General features: G+C 65.9%; 18 protein-coding genes. 9 read left to right on the forward strand and 9 right to left on the reverse strand.

What is annotated here, in order from left to right:
* Nucleotides 1-3: 3 nt before the first annotated feature.
* Both IPM49_16890 and IPM49_16895 read right to left on the reverse strand, forming a co-directional pair.
* The gene (locus tag IPM49_16890) at nt 4-915 is read right to left on the reverse strand and encodes a hypothetical protein (GenBank protein MBK9276199.1); all 912 of its coding nucleotides are present in this window, start codon (nt 913-915) and stop codon (nt 4-6) included.
* Between the two features lie 6 nt (nt 916-921).
* Nucleotides 922-2,358 carry an MBOAT family protein gene (locus IPM49_16895; GenBank protein ID MBK9276200.1) on the reverse strand — a complete coding sequence of 479 codons (1,437 nt, stop codon included), beginning with the start codon at nt 2,356-2,358 and terminating at the stop codon, nt 922-924.
* 190 nt (nt 2,359-2,548) lie between these two features.
* Here IPM49_16895 and IPM49_16900 point away from each other — a divergent pair, with 190 nt between their 5' ends.
* Both IPM49_16900 and IPM49_16905 read left to right on the forward strand, forming a co-directional pair.
* Entirely contained in the window at nt 2,549-3,529 is a 981-nt protein-coding gene (locus IPM49_16900) for a GDP-mannose 4,6-dehydratase (GenBank protein ID MBK9276201.1), read from the forward strand.
* A 3-nt stretch (nt 3,530-3,532) separates the two neighbouring features.
* Nucleotides 3,533-4,573: a glycosyltransferase family 4 protein gene (locus tag IPM49_16905; protein ID MBK9276202.1), complete on the forward strand. Its 1,041-nt coding sequence runs from the start codon at nt 3,533-3,535 to the stop codon at nt 4,571-4,573.
* Here IPM49_16905 and IPM49_16910 read toward each other — a convergent pair.
* Genes IPM49_16910 through IPM49_16935 form a run of 6 tightly spaced genes read right to left on the reverse strand, consistent with a single transcriptional unit; the run spans nt 4,549 to nt 10,251 of the window.
* Entirely contained in the window at nt 4,549-5,529 is a 981-nt protein-coding gene (locus IPM49_16910) for a hypothetical protein (GenBank protein MBK9276203.1), read from the reverse strand. The genes IPM49_16905 and IPM49_16910 overlap by 25 nt on opposite strands.
* Before the next feature lie 3 nt (nt 5,530-5,532).
* Nucleotides 5,533-6,993 carry an MBOAT family protein gene (locus IPM49_16915; protein MBK9276204.1) on the reverse strand — a complete coding sequence of 487 codons (1,461 nt, stop codon included), beginning with the start codon at nt 6,991-6,993 and terminating at the stop codon, nt 5,533-5,535.
* A gap of 36 nt (nt 6,994-7,029) precedes the next feature.
* A complete protein-coding gene (locus IPM49_16920) occupies nt 7,030-7,821 on the reverse strand; it encodes a hypothetical protein (GenBank protein MBK9276205.1) in 792 nt (263 codons plus the stop codon).
* Nucleotides 7,818-8,585, reverse strand: coding sequence for a hypothetical protein (locus IPM49_16925; GenBank protein MBK9276206.1), 768 nt, complete (start codon nt 8,583-8,585; stop codon nt 7,818-7,820). Before IPM49_16925 ends, IPM49_16920 begins: the two co-directional genes overlap by 4 nt.
* Nucleotides 8,582-9,367 (reverse strand): hypothetical protein, encoded by a 786-nt coding sequence (locus tag IPM49_16930; GenBank protein MBK9276207.1) that lies wholly within the window; start codon nt 9,365-9,367, stop codon nt 8,582-8,584. The genes IPM49_16925 and IPM49_16930 overlap by 4 nt, the downstream gene beginning before the upstream one ends.
* Nucleotides 9,364-10,251, reverse strand: a complete 888-nt coding sequence (locus IPM49_16935; protein MBK9276208.1) for a T9SS type A sorting domain-containing protein — start codon at nt 10,249-10,251, stop codon at nt 9,364-9,366. Before IPM49_16935 ends, IPM49_16930 begins: the two co-directional genes overlap by 4 nt.
* A gap of 401 nt (nt 10,252-10,652) precedes the next feature.
* Between IPM49_16935 and IPM49_16940 the strand changes: the two genes are divergently transcribed.
* The 7 genes from IPM49_16940 (at nt 10,653) to asnB (ending at nt 20,705) form a co-directional block, all read left to right on the forward strand.
* Nucleotides 10,653-11,057, forward strand: a complete 405-nt coding sequence (locus IPM49_16940) for a hypothetical protein (GenBank protein MBK9276209.1) — start codon at nt 10,653-10,655, stop codon at nt 11,055-11,057.
* 173 nt (nt 11,058-11,230) lie between these two features.
* The gene (locus tag IPM49_16945; GenBank protein MBK9276210.1) at nt 11,231-12,688 is read left to right on the forward strand and encodes a CotH kinase family protein; all 1,458 of its coding nucleotides are present in this window, start codon (nt 11,231-11,233) and stop codon (nt 12,686-12,688) included.
* 3 nt (nt 12,689-12,691) lie between these two features.
* A complete protein-coding gene (locus IPM49_16950) occupies nt 12,692-14,086 on the forward strand; it encodes an O-antigen ligase family protein (protein ID MBK9276211.1) in 1,395 nt (464 codons plus the stop codon).
* The gene (locus tag IPM49_16955; GenBank protein ID MBK9276212.1) at nt 14,083-16,572 is read left to right on the forward strand and encodes a CotH kinase family protein; all 2,490 of its coding nucleotides are present in this window, start codon (nt 14,083-14,085) and stop codon (nt 16,570-16,572) included. Before IPM49_16950 ends, IPM49_16955 begins: the two co-directional genes overlap by 4 nt.
* Before the next feature lie 74 nt (nt 16,573-16,646).
* On the forward strand, nt 16,647-17,714 hold the full coding sequence (locus IPM49_16960; protein MBK9276213.1) for a metallophosphoesterase: 1,068 nt from the start codon (nt 16,647-16,649) through the stop codon (nt 17,712-17,714).
* A gap of 153 nt (nt 17,715-17,867) precedes the next feature.
* On the forward strand, nt 17,868-18,803 hold the full coding sequence (locus tag IPM49_16965) for an NAD-dependent epimerase/dehydratase family protein (GenBank protein MBK9276214.1): 936 nt from the start codon (nt 17,868-17,870) through the stop codon (nt 18,801-18,803).
* 15 nt (nt 18,804-18,818) lie between these two features.
* Nucleotides 18,819-20,705, forward strand: coding sequence for an asparagine synthase (glutamine-hydrolyzing) (asnB, locus tag IPM49_16970; protein ID MBK9276215.1), 1,887 nt, complete (start codon nt 18,819-18,821; stop codon nt 20,703-20,705).
* Nucleotides 20,706-20,754: 49 nt separating this feature from the next.
* Here the strand turns inward: asnB and IPM49_16975 are convergent, their stop codons facing one another.
* Nucleotides 20,755-21,747: an outer membrane beta-barrel protein gene (locus tag IPM49_16975; GenBank protein ID MBK9276216.1), complete on the reverse strand. Its 993-nt coding sequence runs from the start codon at nt 21,745-21,747 to the stop codon at nt 20,755-20,757.
* Between the last annotated feature and the right edge of the window lie 70 nt (nt 21,748-21,817).

Below are 21,817 nucleotides of genomic sequence, written 5' to 3' on the forward strand. Positions count from 1 at the left end.
CGATCAGCGTTCATTCGCAAGCCACGTTCCCAGTTCGTCGGAGAAGACGATGGCTCCGTGCCGGTTCAAGTGTGAGGCATCGTAGTAATAGTTGGCATCGCTGTACGCAGGCTGCTCTGCGTTATACCGGTAGCTGATGGCCTTGTCGTGTGTGAGCTCCTCGATGCGGGCGATGAAACCTTCGCTCGGTGCGCGCAGGTCAGGCGGGTGAACGATGACGAGGCGGATGTTCCGCTCGGCACAGGCGTCCACGAAGCGGATGAATGTGTCGCGCAGTTCGGCCGATTCCTGTTCGGGCCTGTAGCGTCGCGCTGCGCCGAATCTGGCGGTGTCCATTCCCGGTGCGCGCAGCAAAGAGGTCATGGAGCCATCGCTGTACACGGTGTCGAACCTGTCGGGGCGCTGCGGCGTCCACAACATCGGCAGGCTTTCCTTGATGCGGTACGAAGCCAGCAGTTCGGTGAGCCACCGTGACTTGCCCGTGCGAAGGCAGATCTCCTTGTTCACCTCGTCATCTCCGGCCAGGGGATACGCGCGGTCCAAGCGAAAGTTCACGGCTTTGGTGGCGATCAGCTCCGAGGGGTCGTCCACCACGAGCAGTACGATCCTAGGCCACTTCTTCGAGCGTAGCACCTGCCGCAGCACGAACTCCTGGAAGGCTATGCTGGCGCCAGGGTAGCCCAGGTTATAGGCGGTGATGCCGGTGGCCCGGGTGATGCGCGCGGGTATCACCCCGCGCGCTGCGCGCGATGACCCGAACACCAGGAGGTCCTCGGTGCAGTGTCCTTCGATCACTCGCCGCAAGCGCCAGTCGTACTCCAGTTTCGGCAGTTGCGGCATCACCCAACGGAAAGGCAGGTCCAGCACCAAGATCAGCAGACCGAAGAGCCCGAATTTGCGCAGGAAGGGTTCCATCGGCGTTCAGAACTGGAAGTAGATGAAATTGTAGCTGCCTGTGTTGTTCATCAGGGCCAGAACGAACACGATGACGGCATAGAGGCCCCAGCGCAGCCAGATGGGCATGCGCATGCCCGCCAGGTCCATGGCATGTGCGCGACCGCGTTGCACCCACTCCACCAGCACGAACACCAGGGCCATGAACATTACCGTAGTGGGGAAGACCTCCGGCTTGCTTAGGAGACCTGGCCCCAGTAGACCGCGGTAGTAGGTGATGGCATCCTGCAGGGTCGCTGAGCGAAGTAGCACGAAGCACAACATCATGAGTACGAAGGTGCCCGCCATGCGTGCGAACGGTGGCACGCATGGCAGCCGGCCAGTCGTGGCCGCTGAGCGGGTGATGGAACCGGTGAGCGCCAGGGGAAGGAAAAGCAGGCTTTGCACCGTGCCGAAGATCACGAAGGTCCAGTTGGCGCCGTGCCATATGCCCACCGCCAGGAAGGTGGCGCTGATCGCGATCGTGGTACCGGCACGCCCCAGATCGCGGAGAAGGAACGAAAGTGGTGTGAACACGTAATCGATCATCCAAGTGGTGAGCGAGATGTGCCAGCGCTTCCAGAAATCGTTCACGCCCACGGAGAAAAAGGGCGTGTTGAAATTGGTCATCAAACGAATGCCGAACAGTTTTGCGATGCCGATGGCCATGTTGGAATAGCCCGAAAAGTCGCAGTAGATCTGTACGAAGTAGAGCAGGGCGCCCACCAGATGAGTGCTTGCAGTGACCGTGCCCGGAGCGTTGAACACGAGGTCGACGAAGGTGCTGGCATTGTCCGCGATGACCACCTTCGCCAACAGGCCCCACAGCACTTGCCGAAGGCCATCCGTGGCCAGAGCCATATCGAAGTTACGCGCCTGACCGATCTGCGGCAGGAACCGCTGAGCCCGCTCGATGGGGCCGGCCAAGATCTTGGGGAAGAAAAGGACATAGGTGAGAAAGGCCAGGGCATCGGTGCAGGGTTCGGTCTCTTCACGCTGCACATCGATGAGGTAGCCCAGCATCTGAAAGGTGTAGAAGCTGATGCCCAGGGGCAGCACTACGGCGATCAGGCCGTGATCTCCGCCGAATCCCATTGCATGTAACAGGTGTTCGATGCCCGGGCGGAAGAAGGCCATGTACTTGAACCAGCAGAGCAGCCCCAGGTCGAGCCCCACACCTGTATAGAACAGCGCGGTCCTTAGCCTGCGGGAGCGGATGCGCCCCAGGGAGATGGCGATGCCGTAGTTCGTTGAAGCGCTCAACACGAGCAGAAGCAGGAATCGATGATCGGCAAGCCCGTAGAACAGGCCGCTGGCCAGGAGCAGCACGCCGTTCTGTACCCTCCCTCCCCACCGTGCCACGGTCCAATAGAGGCCGAACACCACAGCAATGAACAGAGCGGAGCCGAACGATGTGATCTCCATGTCGTGGCGCTGTGAGGCTGCCGTGCAGGTTCTCAAGACCCTGAGAGCAAAGGCCGGCAGCAGGGGGGCACCGCGGCGTAATATTACCCGAAAGTGCTGCAATGCCAAGACGGGGAGCCCCACTGCCGCTATCTTCGGCGCCGCTCTGCCTCAGGTCCGTGCTCACTGCTCACGCACGCTCCAGCCGCACATGGAAAAGCCATCCCGACATGCGCTCATCACCGGCGGTGCCGGGTTCATTGGAAGCCACCTCGTGGACCGGCTGCTCGCCGATGGCGGTTGGCGGATCACCGTGCTGGACAACTTCGACCCCTTCTATCCGCGGGCGGTGAAGGAGCGGAACCTCGCAGGGGCGCTGGGCCATCCGCAGCTTCGGATGGTGGAGGCCGATCTGCTGGCGCCTGATCTGGAGACCCTGTTGGGGGATGAGCCCATCGACCTCATCGTGCACATCGCGGCCAAGGCCGGTGTACGGCCCAGCATTGCCGACCCCATCGGCTACCACCGGGTGAACGTCACCGGCACGCTCTCCCTGCTGGAGATGGCGCGCCGGCGGAAGGTGCCGCACTTCATCCTGGCCAGCAGCAGCAGCGTGTACGGCGAGAACCCGAACGTGCCGTGGAAGGAGAGCGAGCATGGGCTCGTGCCGATCAGTCCGTACGCCGCCACCAAACTGGCCGCCGAGCAGTTCGCACGGGTGCACTCCGACCTGCACGGCATGCAGGTCACCGTCCTGCGCTTCTTCACGGTCTATGGTCCGCGCCAGCGGCCCGACCTGGCCATCCACCAGTTCTTCCGCAAGGTGGCCGCCGGGGACACCATCCTGCAGTTCGGTGATGGCACCACGCAACGGGACTACACCTACGTGGACGACATCGTGGCCGGCGTTCGTGCGGCGATGGACCGCGAACGGGGCGGGCGCTACGAGGTGTACAACCTGGGCAACAGCGGCACGGTGATGTTGCGTGAGCTGATCGCGGCCATCGAGCGCGAGGCGGGGCGCAAGGCGGTGGTGGAGGTGCGGCCCGAACAGCCCGGGGATGTGCCGCGCACCTTCGCCGACGTGTCCAAAGCGGGGCGCGACCTGGGCTTCCATCCCAGCACTCCGCTGTCCGAAGGGCTGGCGCGGTTCCACGCGTGGTTCCTCAACGAGGCGGTGGCGGCCCGCTGACCCATGGGCTCGCGCGTCATCGGCATCTCGCACAAGACCCGCTACTGGCAGCACTACGTGTTCAGCCACCCACCGGAGGGCTACCGCTACTCGCGGATGGTGGACATCCCGTGGCATATGACGGGCATCGTGAGCGCCTTCCTGTGGCACACGCGCTACTTCTTTCCGGTGAAGCGCTGCGACCTGTTCCACACCTACAACTGCATCGTGGCCAACCGCCACCCGTGGGTGATCGAGGTGGAGAGCTACCTGCCGCGCTACAAGCCCATGCGCGAGGACCATCCGCTGTTCCGATGGGGGCTGCGGCGCCTGGCCTCGGATGATTGCCGGGCCCTGTTCTACACCAGCGAGCACACCTTCCGCATGAACCGCGACAAGCTGGTGGCCGCAGGGGTCGACCCCGCCAAGATGCATGTGGTGTACCGGGCGGTGGAGCAGTACACCCGTGGTGAGAAGGATCCCGGCACCTTCACCATCCTGTTCGCCGGGAACGGCTTCTACCGCAAGGGCGGCATCGAGCTGCTGAAGGCCTTCCAGCGCCTGGGGCGTCCGGAGGCGCGGCTGGTCATCGTCAGCAGCCTGGAGGTCGACTGGGGTGTGTTCCCCACGGATGCGGACCGGCAGTGGGCCGAGCGCACCATCGCGGAGGATGCACGCATCACCCTGTATCGCGGCCTGCCGCACCACGAGCTGCTCCAGCGGATGCGCACCGCCGACGTGTTCGTCAGCACCACCTTCGCCGACCCCTTCAACAACACCATCCTGGAGGCGATGGGCGCCCAGCTGCCGGTGATCGGTTCGCGCATCAGCTCACTGCCCGAGATCGTGCAGCACGACCGCAACGGCTGGCTGCTGGAGGTGGAGGGCCGCGACAGTGACAGCATCGCCGATGACATCGTGCTGCACCTCCGCCGCCTGATGGACGATGCCACGCTGCTGCTCCGCATGGGAGATGCCTCGCTGGAGGTCGTCCGGGAAAAGTTCGACATCCGCGTCCGCAACGCCCGCCTCATCGCGCTCTACGGCAGGGCGCTGGGCGACTGAGCGGCGCGTTCCAGCAGCGTCTTCACACTGTCCGCCACCATCGGGGTGAGGCGCTCCACACCGCGCGCGTTGAGGTGCTGCGAGTTGTAGAAGAAGCTGCGGTCGGTGCAGAAGGGGGCGGTGGAGAGGTCCCAGAACGGCACGCCCTCCTCACGGGCGATGCGGGCGAAGGTGCCCAGGATGGACGCCCGGTTGAGCGTGATGCGCTGGTTCTCCACCAGCTCCGGCGTGTAGCAGAGCGCCACCAGCGAGCCGGCCTCGCGGGCCGTCCGGATCAGTTCCCGCAAGGTGGCCTCGGCATGCGGGCTCTCGTGATAGCGCACGCCGTCCGGGTGCTCCTTCAGGAAGTTGTCGAACGAGCCCTCCCAGGCCCAGTCGCGCAGCTCGAAGCCGAGGTGCACCGGATCGTGCAGCGTGTCCTCCAGGCCGAACAGCCCCTTCACCGCGAGGCCGGTGAGGCCGGGGCCGTGCCGCATGAAGGGGTAGAGCGGCAGCCAGCGGTCCTTCCAGTGATCGGGCGCGATGCGGCGCACGGCCTCGTCCACGGCCGGTTCCCCGAGGTAGGGGGCGTACTGCTGCGCGAAGTAGAGGCCGCTGTCGGGCTCCAGGCTGATGATGTCCACCTCCTGCACCACAAGGCGCGGCGGGGGATGATGGGCCAGGTAGGTGCGCAGGCGGCCGAGCTGCAGGTCGAGCTGGGTGCCGTCCATGCCGATGTTGTAGGTGCGGAGGCCGATGCGTGTACCGATGGCGGCCGCATCGAAGTGCACGAGACTGCGGCTGCTGCCGGTGAAGAGCACGTCGGCCCCTGCACGGCCGTTCACGATGTCGTTCCACACGCCGAACACGTCCGTGGTACGGCTGCGCAGGCCGTGCATCAGCAGGGCGTGCAGCCCGATGGCCAGCGCCATCACCAGCAGGCCGAACCACATCGCGCGACGGAGGAAGGCGGCCATGGGTCAGAACTGGAAGTAGATGAACTGTTGCTCGCCATGGTCGCCGGCGAAGACCACCGCGGCGAGCACGCCCAGGTAGATGGCCCAGCGCAGGGGGCGCTGTACGGGCAGGCGTTCCAGCCCATGTGCCTGCTCGCGCTGCACCCATTCCACGACGAAGAGCAGGACGGTGCAGGCCATGGCCGGGACGAGCAACACATGTTCGCCCAGAAAGGCCAGGCAACGGTTCCAGGTGCCGGCGCGCAGCCAGCCATCGCTCATGCGCCCCAGATACCTGAAGGCGTGGCCGAGGTCCTCGGCGCGGAAGAAGACCCAGGCCAGGCAGGTGAGGGTGAAGGTGACGGCGATGCGGGCGGCGTCACCCAGGGAGGGGAGCGGACGGCCCGGGGCGACCGTGCCGAGGTTCGCGCGGTTGCGTCCGCCCAGGAGCAGCGGCAGGAAGTACACGGCGTTCAGCGCGCCCCAGACGAGAAAGGTCCAGTTGGCGCCGTGCCAGAAGCCGCTGAGCAGGAAGATGGCGAAGGTGTTGCGCACGCTCATCCAGGTGCCGCCGCGGCTGCCGCCGAGGGGGATGTAGACGTAGTCGCGGAACCAGGTGCTGAGGCTGATGTGCCAGCGGCGCCAGAACTCGGCGATGTCGCGGCTGAAGTAGGGGAAGGCGAAGTTGCGCATCAGCTCGAAGCCGAACAGGCGTGCGCAGCCGATGGCGATGTCGCTGTAGCCGCTGAAGTCGCCGTAGATCTGCAGGGCGAAGAGCACGGCGCCCAGCACGAGCAAGGGGGCCGGGAGGTGGTCGCTGCCGGTGAAGATGCGGTCCACCACGGTGGCGCAGTTGTCGGCCACCACCACCTTCTTGAAGAGGCCCCAGAGCATCTGGCGCAGACCGTCGGTGGCCTGGTCCATCTCGAAGCGACGCTGCCGGGCGAACTGGGGCAGCATGTGGCTGGCGCGTTCGATGGGCCCGGCGCACAGCTGTGGGAAGAAGGCGATGAAGGCCAGGTAGGTGGGCAGGTCGCGGACAGGCGCGATGCGACCGCGGTACACGTCGATGGTATAGCTGAGGGCCTGGAAGGTGTAGAAGCTGATGCCCACGGGCAGCACCACGTGCAGCAGCACGGGGTCGAAGCCGAGGCCCACACGCGTCATCGCATCGGCCAGGGAGCTGGCGAAGAAATCGTGGTACTTGAAGACGCCGAGCGTGCCGAGGTTGCCCACCAGGCTCACCATGAGCCAGGCCTTTCGCCTGCGCGGGTCGTTCACCCGGTCCATGGCGATGGCCACCCCGTAGTCGGTCATGCTGGTGGCGGCCAGCAGCAGCAGGAAACGCCAGTCCCACCAGCCGTAGAACACGCAGCCGGCCGCGATGAGCAGCAGGTTGCGCGCGGTCACCGACCGGGCCACGCCCCAGTAGAGGGCGAAGACCACCGGCAGGAAGAGCGCGAAGGTGAAGCTGTTGAACAGCATGGGGCGGCGCGCGAAAATGCGAGATCGCCGGTGGCCTCAGTGCCTGAAGCAGCAGCGGAAGTTCCGCGCGGGCGGATCCAGGGCGCCTGCGGTGGCAGCGATGGTGCAGGAGGAGAAGCCGACCACACGCACGCCCATGTCCGCGTTGGCCGAGTTGTTCGTCCACTCCCAGTTGCCGATCATGTCGTTGAGGCCGAGCTGCGTGGCGCGGACACAGGCGGCATAGAACTCACCCCAGGAGCACATCCTTGCTCCGAGGGCACCGCACACCTGGGCCGCTTCGCGGAAGTCGAGCGTGTCGCGTTGGTCGGGTTCGATGCAGAACTGCGAGGTGACCTCCACGAAGCCGGAGGGGCAGGGGCGCGTGCGCCCTGGCCGGCCATTGACGAGCTGGAACGCGGTGCCATCGAAGAGAAGGCGGGCCATCAGGCCGGCGGGTACATCAGCGCTGTCCAGCGGGTCGCCCGGGGCCTCTTCCACCGGGAATGGGCCGAGGCCGTCGATCGTGAGCGAGACGGCGCCGGTGTTCGATTGGGGGATCCGCAGCAGGAGTTCGGACCCAGCGGGCAGTGTGTCCGTGAGGGCGGGCACCAGGCCGGCGGTCCAGGCATCGGCCGTTCCCCCCACGGTGGCGGAGCGGAACCGGCCCAGTGCAGCGGAGCGTGCGTTCAAGGCGTCGTGCTCCGTGGTGGCGTCCGCCAGGCCGGTCACGCGGCGGGCAGAGTCCGCAGGGGCGGTGAGCACCACAGGTCGGTCCACCTGGATCTGGGCGGCGGCGGGTGAGGCCACGACCAGCAGGGCGAGGAGCGGGCGGGTGAGGAGGTTCATCGGATGCGGTGGCAGCAGCGCACACGACCGTTCACGGTGGTGGGTTGCGATCGTTGCTGGGCGCAGTAATAGCGCCCGGCCTGGTTGCCCGTGTGGGTGTGATCGCTGGTGTCGTCGATCCACTCCCAGTCGTCGAAGAGGCCGGTCAACTGGCCGTTGAGCACGGTGCAGGCGTAGAGGTACTCATCCCAAGTGCACAGCCGCGCGCCCCTGTCGGCGCATTGGCGTATGGCGGTGAAGACCGATACGTTGGCACCTTGGTCCTGCTGCATGCACAGACCGTCATGCACCTGCAGGAAGCCTGTGGGGCAGCCATCCATGGGGCGTGGGTTGAGGCGGAACAAGCTGTCGGTCCACACCACTTCGGCGAGGCGTCCGGGCACCAGGCTTCCGGCCGGTGGTGGAGTGAGCTCCGGACCCAGCACGGGCACCGGGCCGAGGCCGTCGACATTGATCGTGGGTGCTGCTCCGGCGGAGACCGTGGGAAGGAACCGGAGCCGAAGGCCTTCGCGGTAGGCCGTCACCGGTGGACGTGCCGCAAGGGTGATGGCGTTGGCCGTGCCGGCGGCGGTGGCCCAATGCACGGAGCCGGAGCGAGCGGTCGAGAGCACCATCAGGTCCTCTTCGGCGATGGGTGGGGCCAGCCCATCGATCTGCCGAAGGGCACTGTCCGCCGCGGTGAAGCGCAGCGGTGCGTCCACCTGCACCTGGGCGTGGAGGAGCAGGGCGCCGCTGAACGCGACGCCGGCGGTGGCGGCCCTCATCGGTCGGAGCAGCATCGGTAGGAGAGCACGGAGAGGGGCACGCGGGTCCCGCCGGATAGGCAATCGGGCAGGAAGGTGTTGTTGTTGAGCCCGATGGACTTGGCGTCATTGCCGCTGTTGGCCGCGTGGTCCACCCATTCGTAGTCCACGATGCTGTTGAGCAGGATGCCGTTCGGCATGGTGCACGCGGCGATCCACTCACCGAACGTGCACATGCGCCGTTGCCGGTTCGCGCACCCGTTGGCGGCCGCGTAGAAGTTGGCCGAATCCGTGGGCTGCCGTTCGATGCAGACATCCCGTGAGGCCGGGAACATGCCGGGCGGGCACGGACGCGGCAGTGGTGAGATGACCTGCCAGGCCGCGCCATCGTACACCAGGTCGATCGGGATGCCCGGCTGGAGGTCCGCGCTGTCGAGCGGCTCCACTCCGTACTTGACGACCGCCACCGGACCGGTTCCGGACAGCGTGAGCGTGACCGGTCCGCTGTTGGTGGTGTCGGGCACGAGGGTGATGCGTGGTAGGTGACCGGCGAGCGGAAGGGCGATGGCCGGCCAGGCGGCCACCAGGCTGTCGGTGCCTGTGGCGGTGATCCACGTGAGCGCATGGGTCCGCTCCAGCCCGGCCGCGAGCCCATCGCTGCCATCCAGCGGCGCGGCCAACCCCGTCACGCGGCGTTCCTCGGCACTGTCACCGTTCAAGGCGACACGCACGGGCAGGTCCCATTGCGCGCTGAGCGCACCTGCGACACCGATCGCGGTCAGAAGCGCGGAGGAGCGGCTCATGGGCGGGTGAACCGAAGGCTGCGTCCATCATCGGTGCGCAGCAGGTAAGTTCCAGGGGCTAGATCGGAGACCGGGAGCCGATGATGGGTCCGGTGGCCGGTGAGGTCCTGGTGCAGTACGGTCCGCCCCATGGCGTCCAAGACGGCGAGACTTCGAAAGCCCCGTGCGGTATCGCGGACCTCCAGCACATCCGTGGTGGGGTTGGGTCCGGCGCTCAGCTCCGCTGGTACGGCTTCTTCCGAGGTGGTCGTTCCAAGGCTTCCGTCGAACAGGGTGTAGGTGCCCAAACTGTCCAACCAGGTCGCGAACACGGTCGACAAGGGCAGATCCACCGCGCTGGGGATCCCCAGCCAGATGCTATCTCCTTGTTGCGCGGTGTACAGCATCAGATCGGCCTCGGCGATGCCCTGGAGTTCGGTGAGGTCGTAGCGGAATCCGATCTCGGCGGCAAGCCCATTGTTCACCTGTGGCCGGACACGATACCATCGCGCGATGCCGGAGGACCCGCTGGTGTCGCTGAGGATGGTGTGCCCGCGTTCAATGCTCAGGCTGTCCAGCGCGTTGGTCGATGTGATGCGAAAGCCGAGGCCACCGGGCTCGAGCGCCGCGGGAGGGGACGTCACCCACACGTTGATGTGTTCGACGCCAAGCCCGGTGAGGGGTGATCCAGACGCCTCAGCGATGGCAGCCGTGGGTGCCAGGTCGATCAGGCCGTCGTTGACCACGGCCGCGCCGGATGGAACGGTCAACGTGAGCCCGTCAGGAAGCCGGACCGTGGCGCCTCCCAGCACATGCAGGGTGGTGCCAGGATGGACGGTGGATTGCGCGGTGAGCAGCGCCGGGAGAAGTCCGAAGAGAAGCGGGAAGACCGGGTGGCGCCGCATGGAAGCAAAAGTAACGGGAAGGAAGGGCCGGTTGGGAGGGGACGGCGCCGTGGAGTGAGGTGGGGGTGAGTCGCGGTCGCCCCACACAGGTCAGGGATCCCGAACGTATGTATGGCCATACATTTGTCAGGGTGCTTCGATATGTGAGCACGAACAGATCGTCAGATCGGAATGAATAGAGAAATGATTAAATAATATACGAGATATGATCGGTGCATGGGTGATCGATAGCCCTCCGATGCAATAATCGAGCATGGATGAGCGGATTCCCCATGGAATGGATGGTTGATGGAATGAACATACATCTGGAGAACATATGTATGGCCATGCATGAGTAGGGGCGGGCGCCACAGCTCCGCTCATCCCCTCCTCAACCTACCTTCGCCGCAACCCCCGCATCCATGGACCTGATGGGCCTCATCGCCGACCAGCTGGGATTCTTCACCCCACAGGACCTGCCCGGTCTTGCCTTGGCCGTGCTCTTCGCTGCGGCGCTCGCGTTCATGGTCGGGCGCATCGCCGGGGCCGCCGCCATGGAGGCCCGGCAGTTGGCCCTTTGGGCCGGTGTGGCCGCGCTGGGTGTTGCCCTGGTGAAGGGCTCCGTACCCTTCAGCATCGCGCTGGTGGCCTTGGCGTTGCTGGTGCGCGTTGAGGCCGGTGAGGGGCAGCGCCATCGCGTCTTGAAGGCCATGGCCGTCGTGCTTGGAGGAGGTTGTGGTACGGGGGCGGCCATCCCTGTCGTGGTGGGCTTGATCCCATTGGCGTTGATCGCCCGGTGGGCGTTGCGTGATGCGCGCGAGGGGTGATGAGCGGTAGCGCACTTCGGACCTTCCTCCTCTGGGTCGCGCTTGTCGCCATGGCGTTGGCTTGGCGGGTAGCGGTTCCCAAGGCAGGGCCTTCACGTCGCACAGCATCGGTCGCACGGGTGGACGTGGAGGTCGGCCCCTTTGAAGTTCGCTTCAGGGGGCCTGAAGGGGCCGTGATCCATGCGACCACCGATGGGCGCACGCCGACGGCCATCGACAGGGTTGTTCACGGACCCCTGCCGGTGCGGGCCGATCGCCATGCGGTGGAGCGGCTCATGCGGATCCCGACCTCGGTGCAATGGCGACCTCCGATACCGGGGCTTCCGGCGGCGTTCACGGTCCGGGCCACGGCCTGCGTGGAGGGTGCGTGCGGTCCGGTGACCGGCCGAACGGTGCTGCTGCACGAGCATGTGCTGCCGGTGCTTGCCCTGACGGCCGAACCCGGCGCGTTCTTCGATCCGGACACGGGCATTTACGGGCTTGGGCATGGCATCTTCCGCACGGATGAGGAGGTCGTCCAACGCTTCCCGCGGGACCATCGGTGGTGGAAGTACCCCGGTAACTTCCAGTTCCGGGGCAGGGCCTGGGAGCGATCGGCTCAGGCCGAGCTGTTCGATGGGCGTGGAACGCCCATCTGGTCGGGACCGGTGAAGCTGCGCATCAACGGCAACAACACCCGGGGTTTCCCGCAGCATGCACTTCGCATGAGATTACCTCAGACCTCCGTGGCCTGGTGCGGAGAGGCACGTGGCATCGGCCATCGGGTGCTAGTGCTGCGGGCCGGTGGGAACGACCAGGCGGACAGCTTCCTGCGCGATGTGGTGCAGCACCGGCTTTGCAGCGCGTTACCCTTCCATACCTCAGGGGCCAGGGCGGTGGTGGTGTACCTCAATGGCGCGTATTGGGGCCTCCACCATCTGCGTGAGCGGATCGACGCGCGGGAGCTGGCGCGAAGGCATGGCGGCGATGCGGATGCGTACACCGTGCTGGAGGACCGCCTGCTGCTTTACGATGGAGATCAGGCCGAGGTGAAGCGCTTTGAACGCATGATCACCATGGCCGAACGCTGGGACCCGAATGGCCGGTCCTACGCGGACAGCCTTGAGCGCCGGATGGACGTGGACGGCTTCCTGTCCTATATGGCGGCGCAGATCATCCTGGGCAACCTCGACTGGCCCGGTCAGAACGTGAAGTACTGGCGATGGACGGGGCCGGCCGATACCTTGGGTGCGCCGCGTGATGGCCGATGGCGGTTCATGATGGGCGACAGCGACATGGGCCTGGGCTATGCCGGACCGGTGACCACCGATGTCTTCCTGCACGTGGAACGCCATCAGGGACCGGTGGCCCAGTTGTACAAGGCCATCCTACGGTCACCAGCGATCCGCCAGCGTTCCCGCACCATCGTGCTCGACATGCTCCAGGGAGACCTCTCCGACCGGGCCATGGTGGCGGCGATCGATGCCGGGGCGGCCGAGCTTGCTCCGGAGATGACCCAGCACGTGGCGCGGTGGCGCAGACCCTCCTCCGTGTCGGAATGGACGCGGAAGGTGGAGGAACTGCGCAGCTTTGCACGGCTGCGGGGCGAGGTCGTGCGCACCCAGCTTGACCGGCACCTGCCTGCACACTGAGCCATGCTGGACTTCCTTCGGAACGAGCTCCAGTTCATCCTGATCGTCACGGTCTGGGTGCTGTCCACGGTGTTCGCCGGTCCGGTCATCTACGCGCTCCTGCCGCTCTCGGTCTTCCTCTTCTACCGACGGGAGTCGTTCGGCGACATCCTGTTCGGGTTCATCCTCATCCTGGTGTTGTCGGACATGACACCGGACGTCTTCTCCATGCGGAAGATCAAGACGGCCAAGTACGCGTACATCATCGCCCTTTCGCTCATCCTGCTCGTGGAGCAGCATCGCTTCGCACCGCTGTCGGGTGTCTTCAAGGTCTTCCTGCCCTTCTTCGCATATGCCTTCCTTCCCCTGGTCTTCGGCAACGACCCCATCACGGGCATTCAGAAGACCTTGAGCTACGCACTGCTCTACCTGGTGGTGCCCAACTACGTGCTGCTCAACTTCCGCCAGCGCGGCTGGGATTTCTTCCGCGATCTGGTGCGCTTCCTGGTGGCGTTCCTAGTGGTGATGTGGTTGATGAAGTTCCTGCGGATCGTGCCGGTCTTCGTGGCTGGCCGCTTCCGCGGGTTGTTCGGCAACCCCAACGGGCTGGGCATCTTCACCTTCCTGGTGTTCACGCTCTACACCATCCTCAATCACCTCAAGAACGACCTTTTCCCCTTCCGGCAGCGCATGATGAATTACGCGGTCATCGTGTTCTTCCTAGTCCTGTGCGGTTCGCGCACATCGTTGGTCGCCACCGGCATGTTCCTGCTCTTCAGTCGGTTCTTCAGTCTGTCCCCGTTCATCGGTTTCATCGGGTTCATCGCCTTCCTGGGCATCATCGAGCTGGTGAGCTCGAACCTCTCCGCCATCGTCATCAGCCTCGGGCTTCAGGAGTATTTCCGGGTGGAGACCCTGGACGACGGGTCGGGCCGGTACATCGCATGGCGCTTCGCCTGGGGCAAGATCCAGGATTACTTCATGCTCGGTGGCGGCTTCGGCAACGACGAGTACATCATGCGCCACAACTACGCCTATCTGCGTACGCTGGGCCACCACGGCGGGGTGCACAACAGCTACCTCACCATGTGGTTCAACGTGGGCATCGTGGGCATCCTCATTTACTTCAGAAGCTACTTCCTCATCTTCTTCAAGGCCAGCAAGCGGGTGCCGATGGCCTTCGCCGCCATGTTCGCCGTGATGTTCAGCGTGCTCTATGAATCATGGCTCACCGGGTCCCTGAACCCCTTCACCATCATCCTGGTGATGATCATGACGGTGGTGACCGAGCCGGACATCGTGGAGTCGGAGGAACGGGAACAGGCCGCCCTCGATGCCGAGGCCTCCGTGCACCCGGATGACCTGCGCGAACTCGGACCGGGCACGGGAACGGAGGGGCTTACTTTGCGCCCTTTATGAACGGACGCTTCAAACGCTGGACGATCCTGGCGCCGGCCCTGCTCGCCCTGCTCGCGGGGGGGGCATGGACCGCGCACCGGGCTTTGGTGCATCGCGGGCATCCGGGTCTGGCCACCTTCATCCGCCAATGGGCCGTGAACTACCCCGCCAGCTTCGCCATGGAGCCGCCCGTCCTCGCCATCGAGGTGGACGAGGCCGAACTGGCCCGCCTGCGGAACGTGGTGGATCTCGCGCGTGAGCGCGGGGTCATCATGCCCGAGGGCAACGATCCGGTCGAGGCGCGGTTCACGGTGGATGGCCGCTCCTTCAAGGGCCGGGTCCGCATCAAAGGCAAGCTCAGCGACCATGTGCAGGGGGAGAAGTGGAGCTTCCGCGTGCTCGCCCGCAAGGACGGCGGCTTCATGGGCATGAAGCGCTTCAGCCTGCAGCACCCCGGAACGCGGAACTACCTCTGTGACTGGTTCTACCACCGCCTGATGGCGGGTGAAGGGCTGATCGCACTGCGCTACGGCTTCTGTCGCGTCACCTTCAATGGCGAGGACCTCGGAGTGTATGCCGTTGAGGAGCACTTCGGCGAGGAATTGGCCGAGAACAACGGGCGCGTGGCCGGACCGCTGCTCCGCTTCGATCCCGGGCTGTTCTGGCAGCACCGGCTCAACAGCATGCAGGGCCTCCGTCTGGATGAGGCCTACGCCGCCTACCAGGCGGCCGCCCTTGATGCGTATGGCACGAACGACCTGGCGGCCGACCCGGAGGGGCGGCGGCTGTTCGAGGAGGCCCTCGCCCTGGTCACCGCCTTCCGTCGTGGCGAGCTGCCCGCCTCGGCCGTGTTCGATGCGGACCGCACGGGCCGCCGCCTCGCCCTCCTTGACCTCGTGGGTGGACACCACAGCATGGACTGGAGCGATGTGAAGTTCCACTTCGACCCGGTGCTCAAGCGCCTCGAACCGGTGAGCTACGAGAGCTTCAGTGCGTTCCGCATCCGCGAGTTGGCCGGAGCCTACCGGTACCGCGGCCAGGTACGGGAGCAGGATGAGCTGCACACCCAGTTGTTGAGCGACCCGGCGATCATGGCCGCCTACGTGCACCATCTGGAGCGCTACGCCCGCCCCGCCTGGCTCGACAGTGCCTTCGCGGCGCTGAAGGGCCCCCTCGACACGGCCAGCGCCACGCTGTACCGCGAATTCCCCTACAAGGAACTGGACCGAGGCGTGTACACCGCCAACCAGCGGGCCATCCGCGCGCTGCTCGACCCGCCCAGGCACGCGCACCTGCACCTCGACCGCCGCTCGGGCGATACCTTGGAGGTGGTGGCCGTTCCGATCGAGGCGCTGCCCGTGCAGGTGGACAGCCTGCGCCTGGCCGACGGGCGGCACTTCGCACCGGTGGGCCGTGCCGTGCTGCCTCCCCGCCCGCGTGGCGGCGTCGGCAGGCCGCAGCTGCTGCGCTTTGTCACGTGCCCGGTGAACGACAGTGCCCTCGCCGACGCGCACGTCTTGGCCGGCTTTCTGGGCAGCGCACGGCGCAAGGAGACCCCGGTGGCACCGTTCAAGATGAATGACGTCCGCGACCTGGACCTGGCCACGCTGGCCACCCCGAACGTGGAGCGCTTCCCCTTCCTGGTGCGCGATGAGGCCGAGCGGACCATCACCTTCAAGCCGGGACGGTGGACGATCGGCGAGCGCTTGGTGCTGCCGGCAGGCTACACGGTGGTGGCTTTCGCTCCGCTGAGGCTCGAGCTGGTGAACGGTGCGGAGATCGTGAGCCGCTCGCCGCTGCGCTGGACCGGCACCGAGGACATGCCCATCACGGTGGTCAGCCCGGACAGCAGCAGCATGGGCGTGCATGTGCTGGAGGCCGGTGCCCGGTCCGTGCTGGACCAGGTGCGGTTCGAAGGCCTGATGCGCTTCAAGGAGGAGCAGCCCCGTAGCGCCGATGTCAGCTTTCACCGTTCTCCGGTCACGATCAGCCACGCGGTGTTCAACGGTGCGGGCACCACCTTGCTGGCCCTCTCCGAAGGGGAGGCGCAGCTGCGGCACAGCACCTTCCACGGCGGGTCCGATCAGCTCGAGGCCGTGCATGCCGCCGTACAGGCCACCGGGCTCCGCTTCCTGGGCGCTGGGGATGATGCGGTGAGCGTGCATGGAGGGGGCGGCAGCTTCACCGAGCTCGTGATCGACGGCGCCAAGGGGGAGGGGGTGAAGGCCACGGCCCTGGCCCAGGTGGAGCTGACGAACGCGACGCTCACGCGGTGCGGCACCGGCATCGAGGCCCGCGAGGGATCCTCCGTGCGCATGAACGTCGGCCGGATCGATGCGACACAGGCGGCCCATGCCGGCAAGGACGAGGTGCGGAACGGTCCCGTGCGGATCGAGCTGAAGGGGGTGGAGGTGCCGGAGGGGGCTGGATTCAAGACCGGGCAGGGCAGCAGCATCACCCTCAACGGCCGTGCGGTGGGCGCGGCGAAAGCGGCGGAGGGCACATGAGCGGGCGAACGACCGGAGCGGACGGCAGGCGGTCATGTGGTCATGTGGACATGTGGTCATGTGCACATGGGCACATGGGCACATGGGCACATGTCCTTGGTCGCGCGGCGATCCTGCTGATCGGCGTCCTGCTGTCGGCCGGACCCGTTCATGCACAGCGCTCGCCCTTCAACGGACTGGAGGTACTTCCTGCGGACAGCAGCGGCCACTACCGCATTCTCATCGGCGGGCATTTCCACGGCGAGAGCACCAACCGCAGCGGCTACCCGGCGGCCACCCTGCTCGCGAACCTGGACACGATCAACAGCCTCGGCGCGCACCTCTTCCTCAGCACCGGCGACCTCTTCATGGACCCGGTGAAGGACCTGCCGCGCTACCAGCGCGCGTTGTTCAGCAAGCTGAAGATGCCCTTCTTCAATGCGCCGGGGAATCATGACCTGAGCGCTAGTGCCGGAAAAGAAGCGGATGAGTTGAAAGAGATCGTGACATGGCAGGCAGACCGTGTCCTCCTGCTTAACACCGAACGTGAGGACGGCACGATAAGCTCTGATGTGCTGGACCGCTTGGCTTCATTATTGGAAGCGGAGGACCTGTTTATCCCAAGGCATCTCTTCATCATCTCCCACCGCCCCATCTGGGCCGAGGACGATCCGCTGTACAGCGACCTGTTCAAGGAGAACACCCGTTCCACCTTCGGCACCAACTTCCGCAAGGATGTGTACCCGCTGCTGGAGAAGATCGCGCAGCACGCCCACGTGTACTGGATCAGCGGCAGCCTGGGTGGAAGCGCGCCGAGCAGCATCTTCTTCCAGCCGCACGCGCCGGACAACCTGTCCCGCAACGGCGGGATCACCTTCATCCAGTGCGCCATCCGCGATGAGCCACGCGATGCCCTGCTGATCGCCGATGTGTACCCCGACACCGTGAAGTGGAGCGCGCTCTCCCTCACCGGGCAGCAGCTCCAGGCCCCGGAGACCTACGATGCGGCCTGGTGGCGCTCGAAGCGCGGGAAGGGAGAGGGGTTCAACTGGCGGCTGCTGCCCTATCGGGTGAAGAGCACCGTGTTGCACCGCGCCTTCTGGTGGGGGGCGGGCCTGATGCTGCTGCTGGTCGTGCTCGTGCGGCGCATCGTCCGACGCTAGGGGCCGCGCCCATGTCCTGGCCTCGGGTGGAACTGCCAGCAGAAGGGGCATCCGTGTCCATGGGTGTGCATCTGTGGTTCGATCCGACCGCTACGGCGCATCCTTCCGTGTTCGCCCGCGTCTATCCAGCGGCACCCGTAGCTTCGTCGCCCCATGGCCCGTATCCTCGTCACCGGCGGCGCCGGTTTCATCCCCAGCGAACTGGCCGCACGGCTCGCCCAGGACCCCAGCAATGAAGTGGTGGCGGTGGACAACCTCCTCACCGGCGACGTGCGCAAGCTGCCCCTGGCCGAGCGGCCCAACCTGCACTTCATCAAGTGCGACGCCAACCGCTTCGAGGATATCAGCAGCGTGTTCTACGCCTACCGCTTCGAGTACGTGTTCCACTACGCCGCAGTGGTGGGGGTGAAGCGCACCACGGACAACCCGGTGATGGTGCTCCGCGACCTGGACGGCATCCGCAACGTGCTCGACCTGAGCAAGAACACCGGCGTCAAACGCGTCCTCTTCAGCAGCAGCAGCGAGGTGTACGGCGAACCGGTGGAGATCCCCCAGAACGAGCGCACCACACCGCTCAATAGCAAGCTGCCGTATGCCATCGTGAAGAACGTGGGCGAGGCCTTCCTGCGCAGCTACCACAAGGAGTACGGGCTGGACTACACCGTGTTCCGCTTCTTCAACACCTACGGACCCAAGCAGAGCCGGGACTTCGTGGTGAGCAAGTTCATCCGGGCGGCCTTGAAGGGCGAGGACATCACCATCTACGGCGATGGCGGCCAGACGCGCACCTTTTGCTTCATCGACGACAACATCGAGGCCTGCGTGAACGCCTTCACCAAGGGCCTCGTGGTGAACGACGTGGTCAACATCGGCAGCGACGTGGAGATCACCATCATGGACCTGGCCCGGTTGATCATCGAGCTGACGGGCAGCAGCAGCCGCATCGTGCACCTGCCGCCGCTGGAGGAGGGCGACATGACGCGCCGCATGCCCGACATCAGCCGGATGCGCCAGTTGCTGGGCCGCGAGCCGCTGCCGTTGCGCGACGGCATCCAGCGCATCCTCGCCGACACGCGCTTCATCCTGTAGGCGCGGCCACCGGGCATGTGCGGCATCGCAGGCATCGCAGGACATCCCCGGCCCGAGGAGGCCGCTGCGGCCGTGGGCCGGATGAACGACGCCCAGCGCCATCGTGGACCGGACGCGGGTGGCCTGTGGTCCGACGCTGAGGTGACCCTGGGGCACCGCCGCCTGAAGATCATCGACCTCAGCAGCGCCGCCGACCAGCCCTTCCACACGGCCGATGGTCGCCACGTGCTCGTCTTCAATGGCGAGATCTACAACTACCGTGAACTGCGCACCGAACTGGAGCGCCTGCCGGGCATGCTCCCCTTCCGCACCGGTTCGGATACCGAAGTGCTCGCGGCCGCGCTCACGGTATGGGGCACCCGCGCACTGGACCGCCTGATGGGCATGTTCGCCTTCGCCTGGTGGGACCGCACGGAGCGAAGGCTCCTGTTGGCACGCGACCGCATGGGCATCAAGCCGCTCTACCTGCACGAGGACGGTGGACGGCTCGCCTTCGCCTCCGAACTGCGTGCCCTGCTCGCCTCGGGCCTGGTGCCCCGCAAGCTGGACCATGACGGGCTGGTGGACCATCTGAGGTATCGGACGGTGCATGCGCCGCGTACGTTGGTGGCCGGCGTGCGCATGCTGATGCCGGGCCACTGGATGGCGTGGCACGACGGCCGCACCGAACAGGGGCGTTACTGGGACCTGGTGGCGAACACCCGGCGTGAAGCGGCCGACCTGCCGCTGGAGCGCGTGCAGCGCGAAGTGCGTGAGCGGCTCACCCGGGCGGTGGAGCGCCGGCTCGTGGCCGATGTGCCCTTCGGCGCCTTTCTCAGCGGCGGCATCGACAGCAGTGCGGTGGTGGGCCTGATGGCGCAGGTGAGCACCGCCCCGGTGAACACCTTCTCGGTGGTCTTCGACGAGCAGGAGTTCAGCGAGGAGCGCTACGCGCGCATCGTGGCGAAGAAGTTCGGCACCCGCCACACGGCCATCCGGCTGCGCCCGGACGACATGCTCCGCCTGCTGCCCCACGCCCTGGCCGCCATGGACCACCCCAGCGGCGACGGCCCCAACACCTACGTGGTCTCCAAGGTGACGCGGGAGGCCGGCATCACCATGGCCTTGTCCGGCCTGGGTGGCGACGAGGTCTTCGCGGGTTATCCCGTGTTCACCCGCACCGACAGGCTGTGGCGATGGCGTGCCTTGGGCCTCGTGCCGCCAGGTGTGCGGGGCCTTGCCGGCGAGCTTGCGGCCCTCGTCCGCCCGTCAGCCGCCACGGCGAAGTTGCCCGGTCTGTTGCGCGCCCCGGGGTTCGGTCCCGAGCACACCTATCCGTTCTCGCGGATCGCCTTCCTGGACCCCGACCTGCGACGGTTGATCCAGCAGCCCACGCTGCCGGACAATGCCGTGGCCGCGCTGCTGCACGAACGTTACGCCTCCGGCGCCGGTGCTTTGCCACTGCTGTCCCAGGTGAGCGTGGCCGAGCTGGACACCTACCTCTCCAACGTGCTGCTGCGCGACACGGACCAGATGAGCATGGCCCACGCGTTGGAGGTGCGCGTGCCCTTCCTGGACCACGAGCTCGTGGAGTTCGTCCTCGGGGTGTCCGATGAGCACAAGTTCCCGCACAGCCCGAAGAAGCTGCTGGTGGACGCGCTGGGCGACCTGCTTCCAGAGCGCATCGTGAACCGCCCGAAGATGGGCTTCACCCTGCCGTGGGAGCACTGGATGCGCAACGAGCTGCGCAGCTTCTGCGAGGCTCGCCTGCGGACGATGGGCGCCCGGCCCGTCTTCCGCCGCGAAGGCGTGGAGGCGCTGTGGTCACGCTTCCTGGCGCGGGACCGTCGGGTGAACTGGGCCCGTGTCTGGGGCCTTGTGGTGCTCGCCGACTGGCTGGATACGAACCACATCGAGGCCTGAAACGCGGAACGGGGACCGCGGTCCCCGTTCCAAGGTGTGCACGCTCCGCTTAGAACTTCGCGCGGCTCTTGCGGCCGATGCGCTTCTTGCCACGGATCCAGCTGTAGCGCTGGCGGTAGAAGTTGGACTGCCCCTTCAGCACGTAGCTGTAAGTGAGGGTCATCGTCAGGTAGCTGTCGTTGTGCGTGGGGTCGCCGCGCTTGTTGTTCTCCTTCTTGCTGGCGCCGTCGGTGTCAGGCACCCATCCGTATTGGATCGCGTCAGGCACCGTGACCACATCACCACCGGCCGTCTGGACCTGGGTCCCGGAGGTCACGAGGTCCACATCATCAAGATAGGGACGCTGGTCATACAGCTGTATCGCCAAGGGATCGCCGGTCTCCGGGATGTTCACGTATTCCGTGCTGGCATCATCCAGATAGTCCGTGAAGGTGGTCCGCCAGCCGAAGTCAAAGCCGTAGCGATGGCGGCGCTTCTTGGTGATGTGCATGCCCAGGCCTGCAGGGATGGCGAAGCCGAACTTGGAGTAGGCGACACCTTCGGTCTGCAGCGGTTGCAGCGCGTAGAACGCCCCCTCGCGGTTGATCTGGGCCTTCGGATTGTGATAGAAGAGCGCGGCACCGGCGTAGAGGAACAGCCGGAAGTCGGTGCGGTAGCGGCCCTTGCCGCCGATGTCGTTGTCCTGGAAGATGGTGAACTCCGGCCGCACATACAGCTCGAACATGTCGTTCCGGAAGTTCAGGTTGCGGCCCACGCGCTGCGGGTTGGTGCTGAGGGCGTCCGCACCTTGGAGGCGCAGGTACATCAGACCGGCGCTCACCGAGAAGGAGCGGTTCAGCTTGCGACGGCCGAACACACCGATGCTCCAACGCGTCTGTCCCAGCTTCATGTCCCAGATGAAGTCGCGGCGCGTCTGCTCCTTGCCGCCCATCTCGCCCAGGTAGTTGGCGCCCCCGAGGTGGACACCGATATCCCAAGCGTACTGGGCCTTTGCCTGGACGGCCATGACCACCACGAAGAGGGCGAGGAGGGAGCGTTTCATCATCGTCGACATGCGCGGTGTGGACCCGGTGGGGATCCATCCGGCAAACATAACAAAGTTCCGCGGCCTT

This window comes from Flavobacteriales bacterium (assembly GCA_016715895.1).
GTDB lineage: Bacteria > Bacteroidota > Bacteroidia > Flavobacteriales_F > PHOS-HE28 > PHOS-HE28.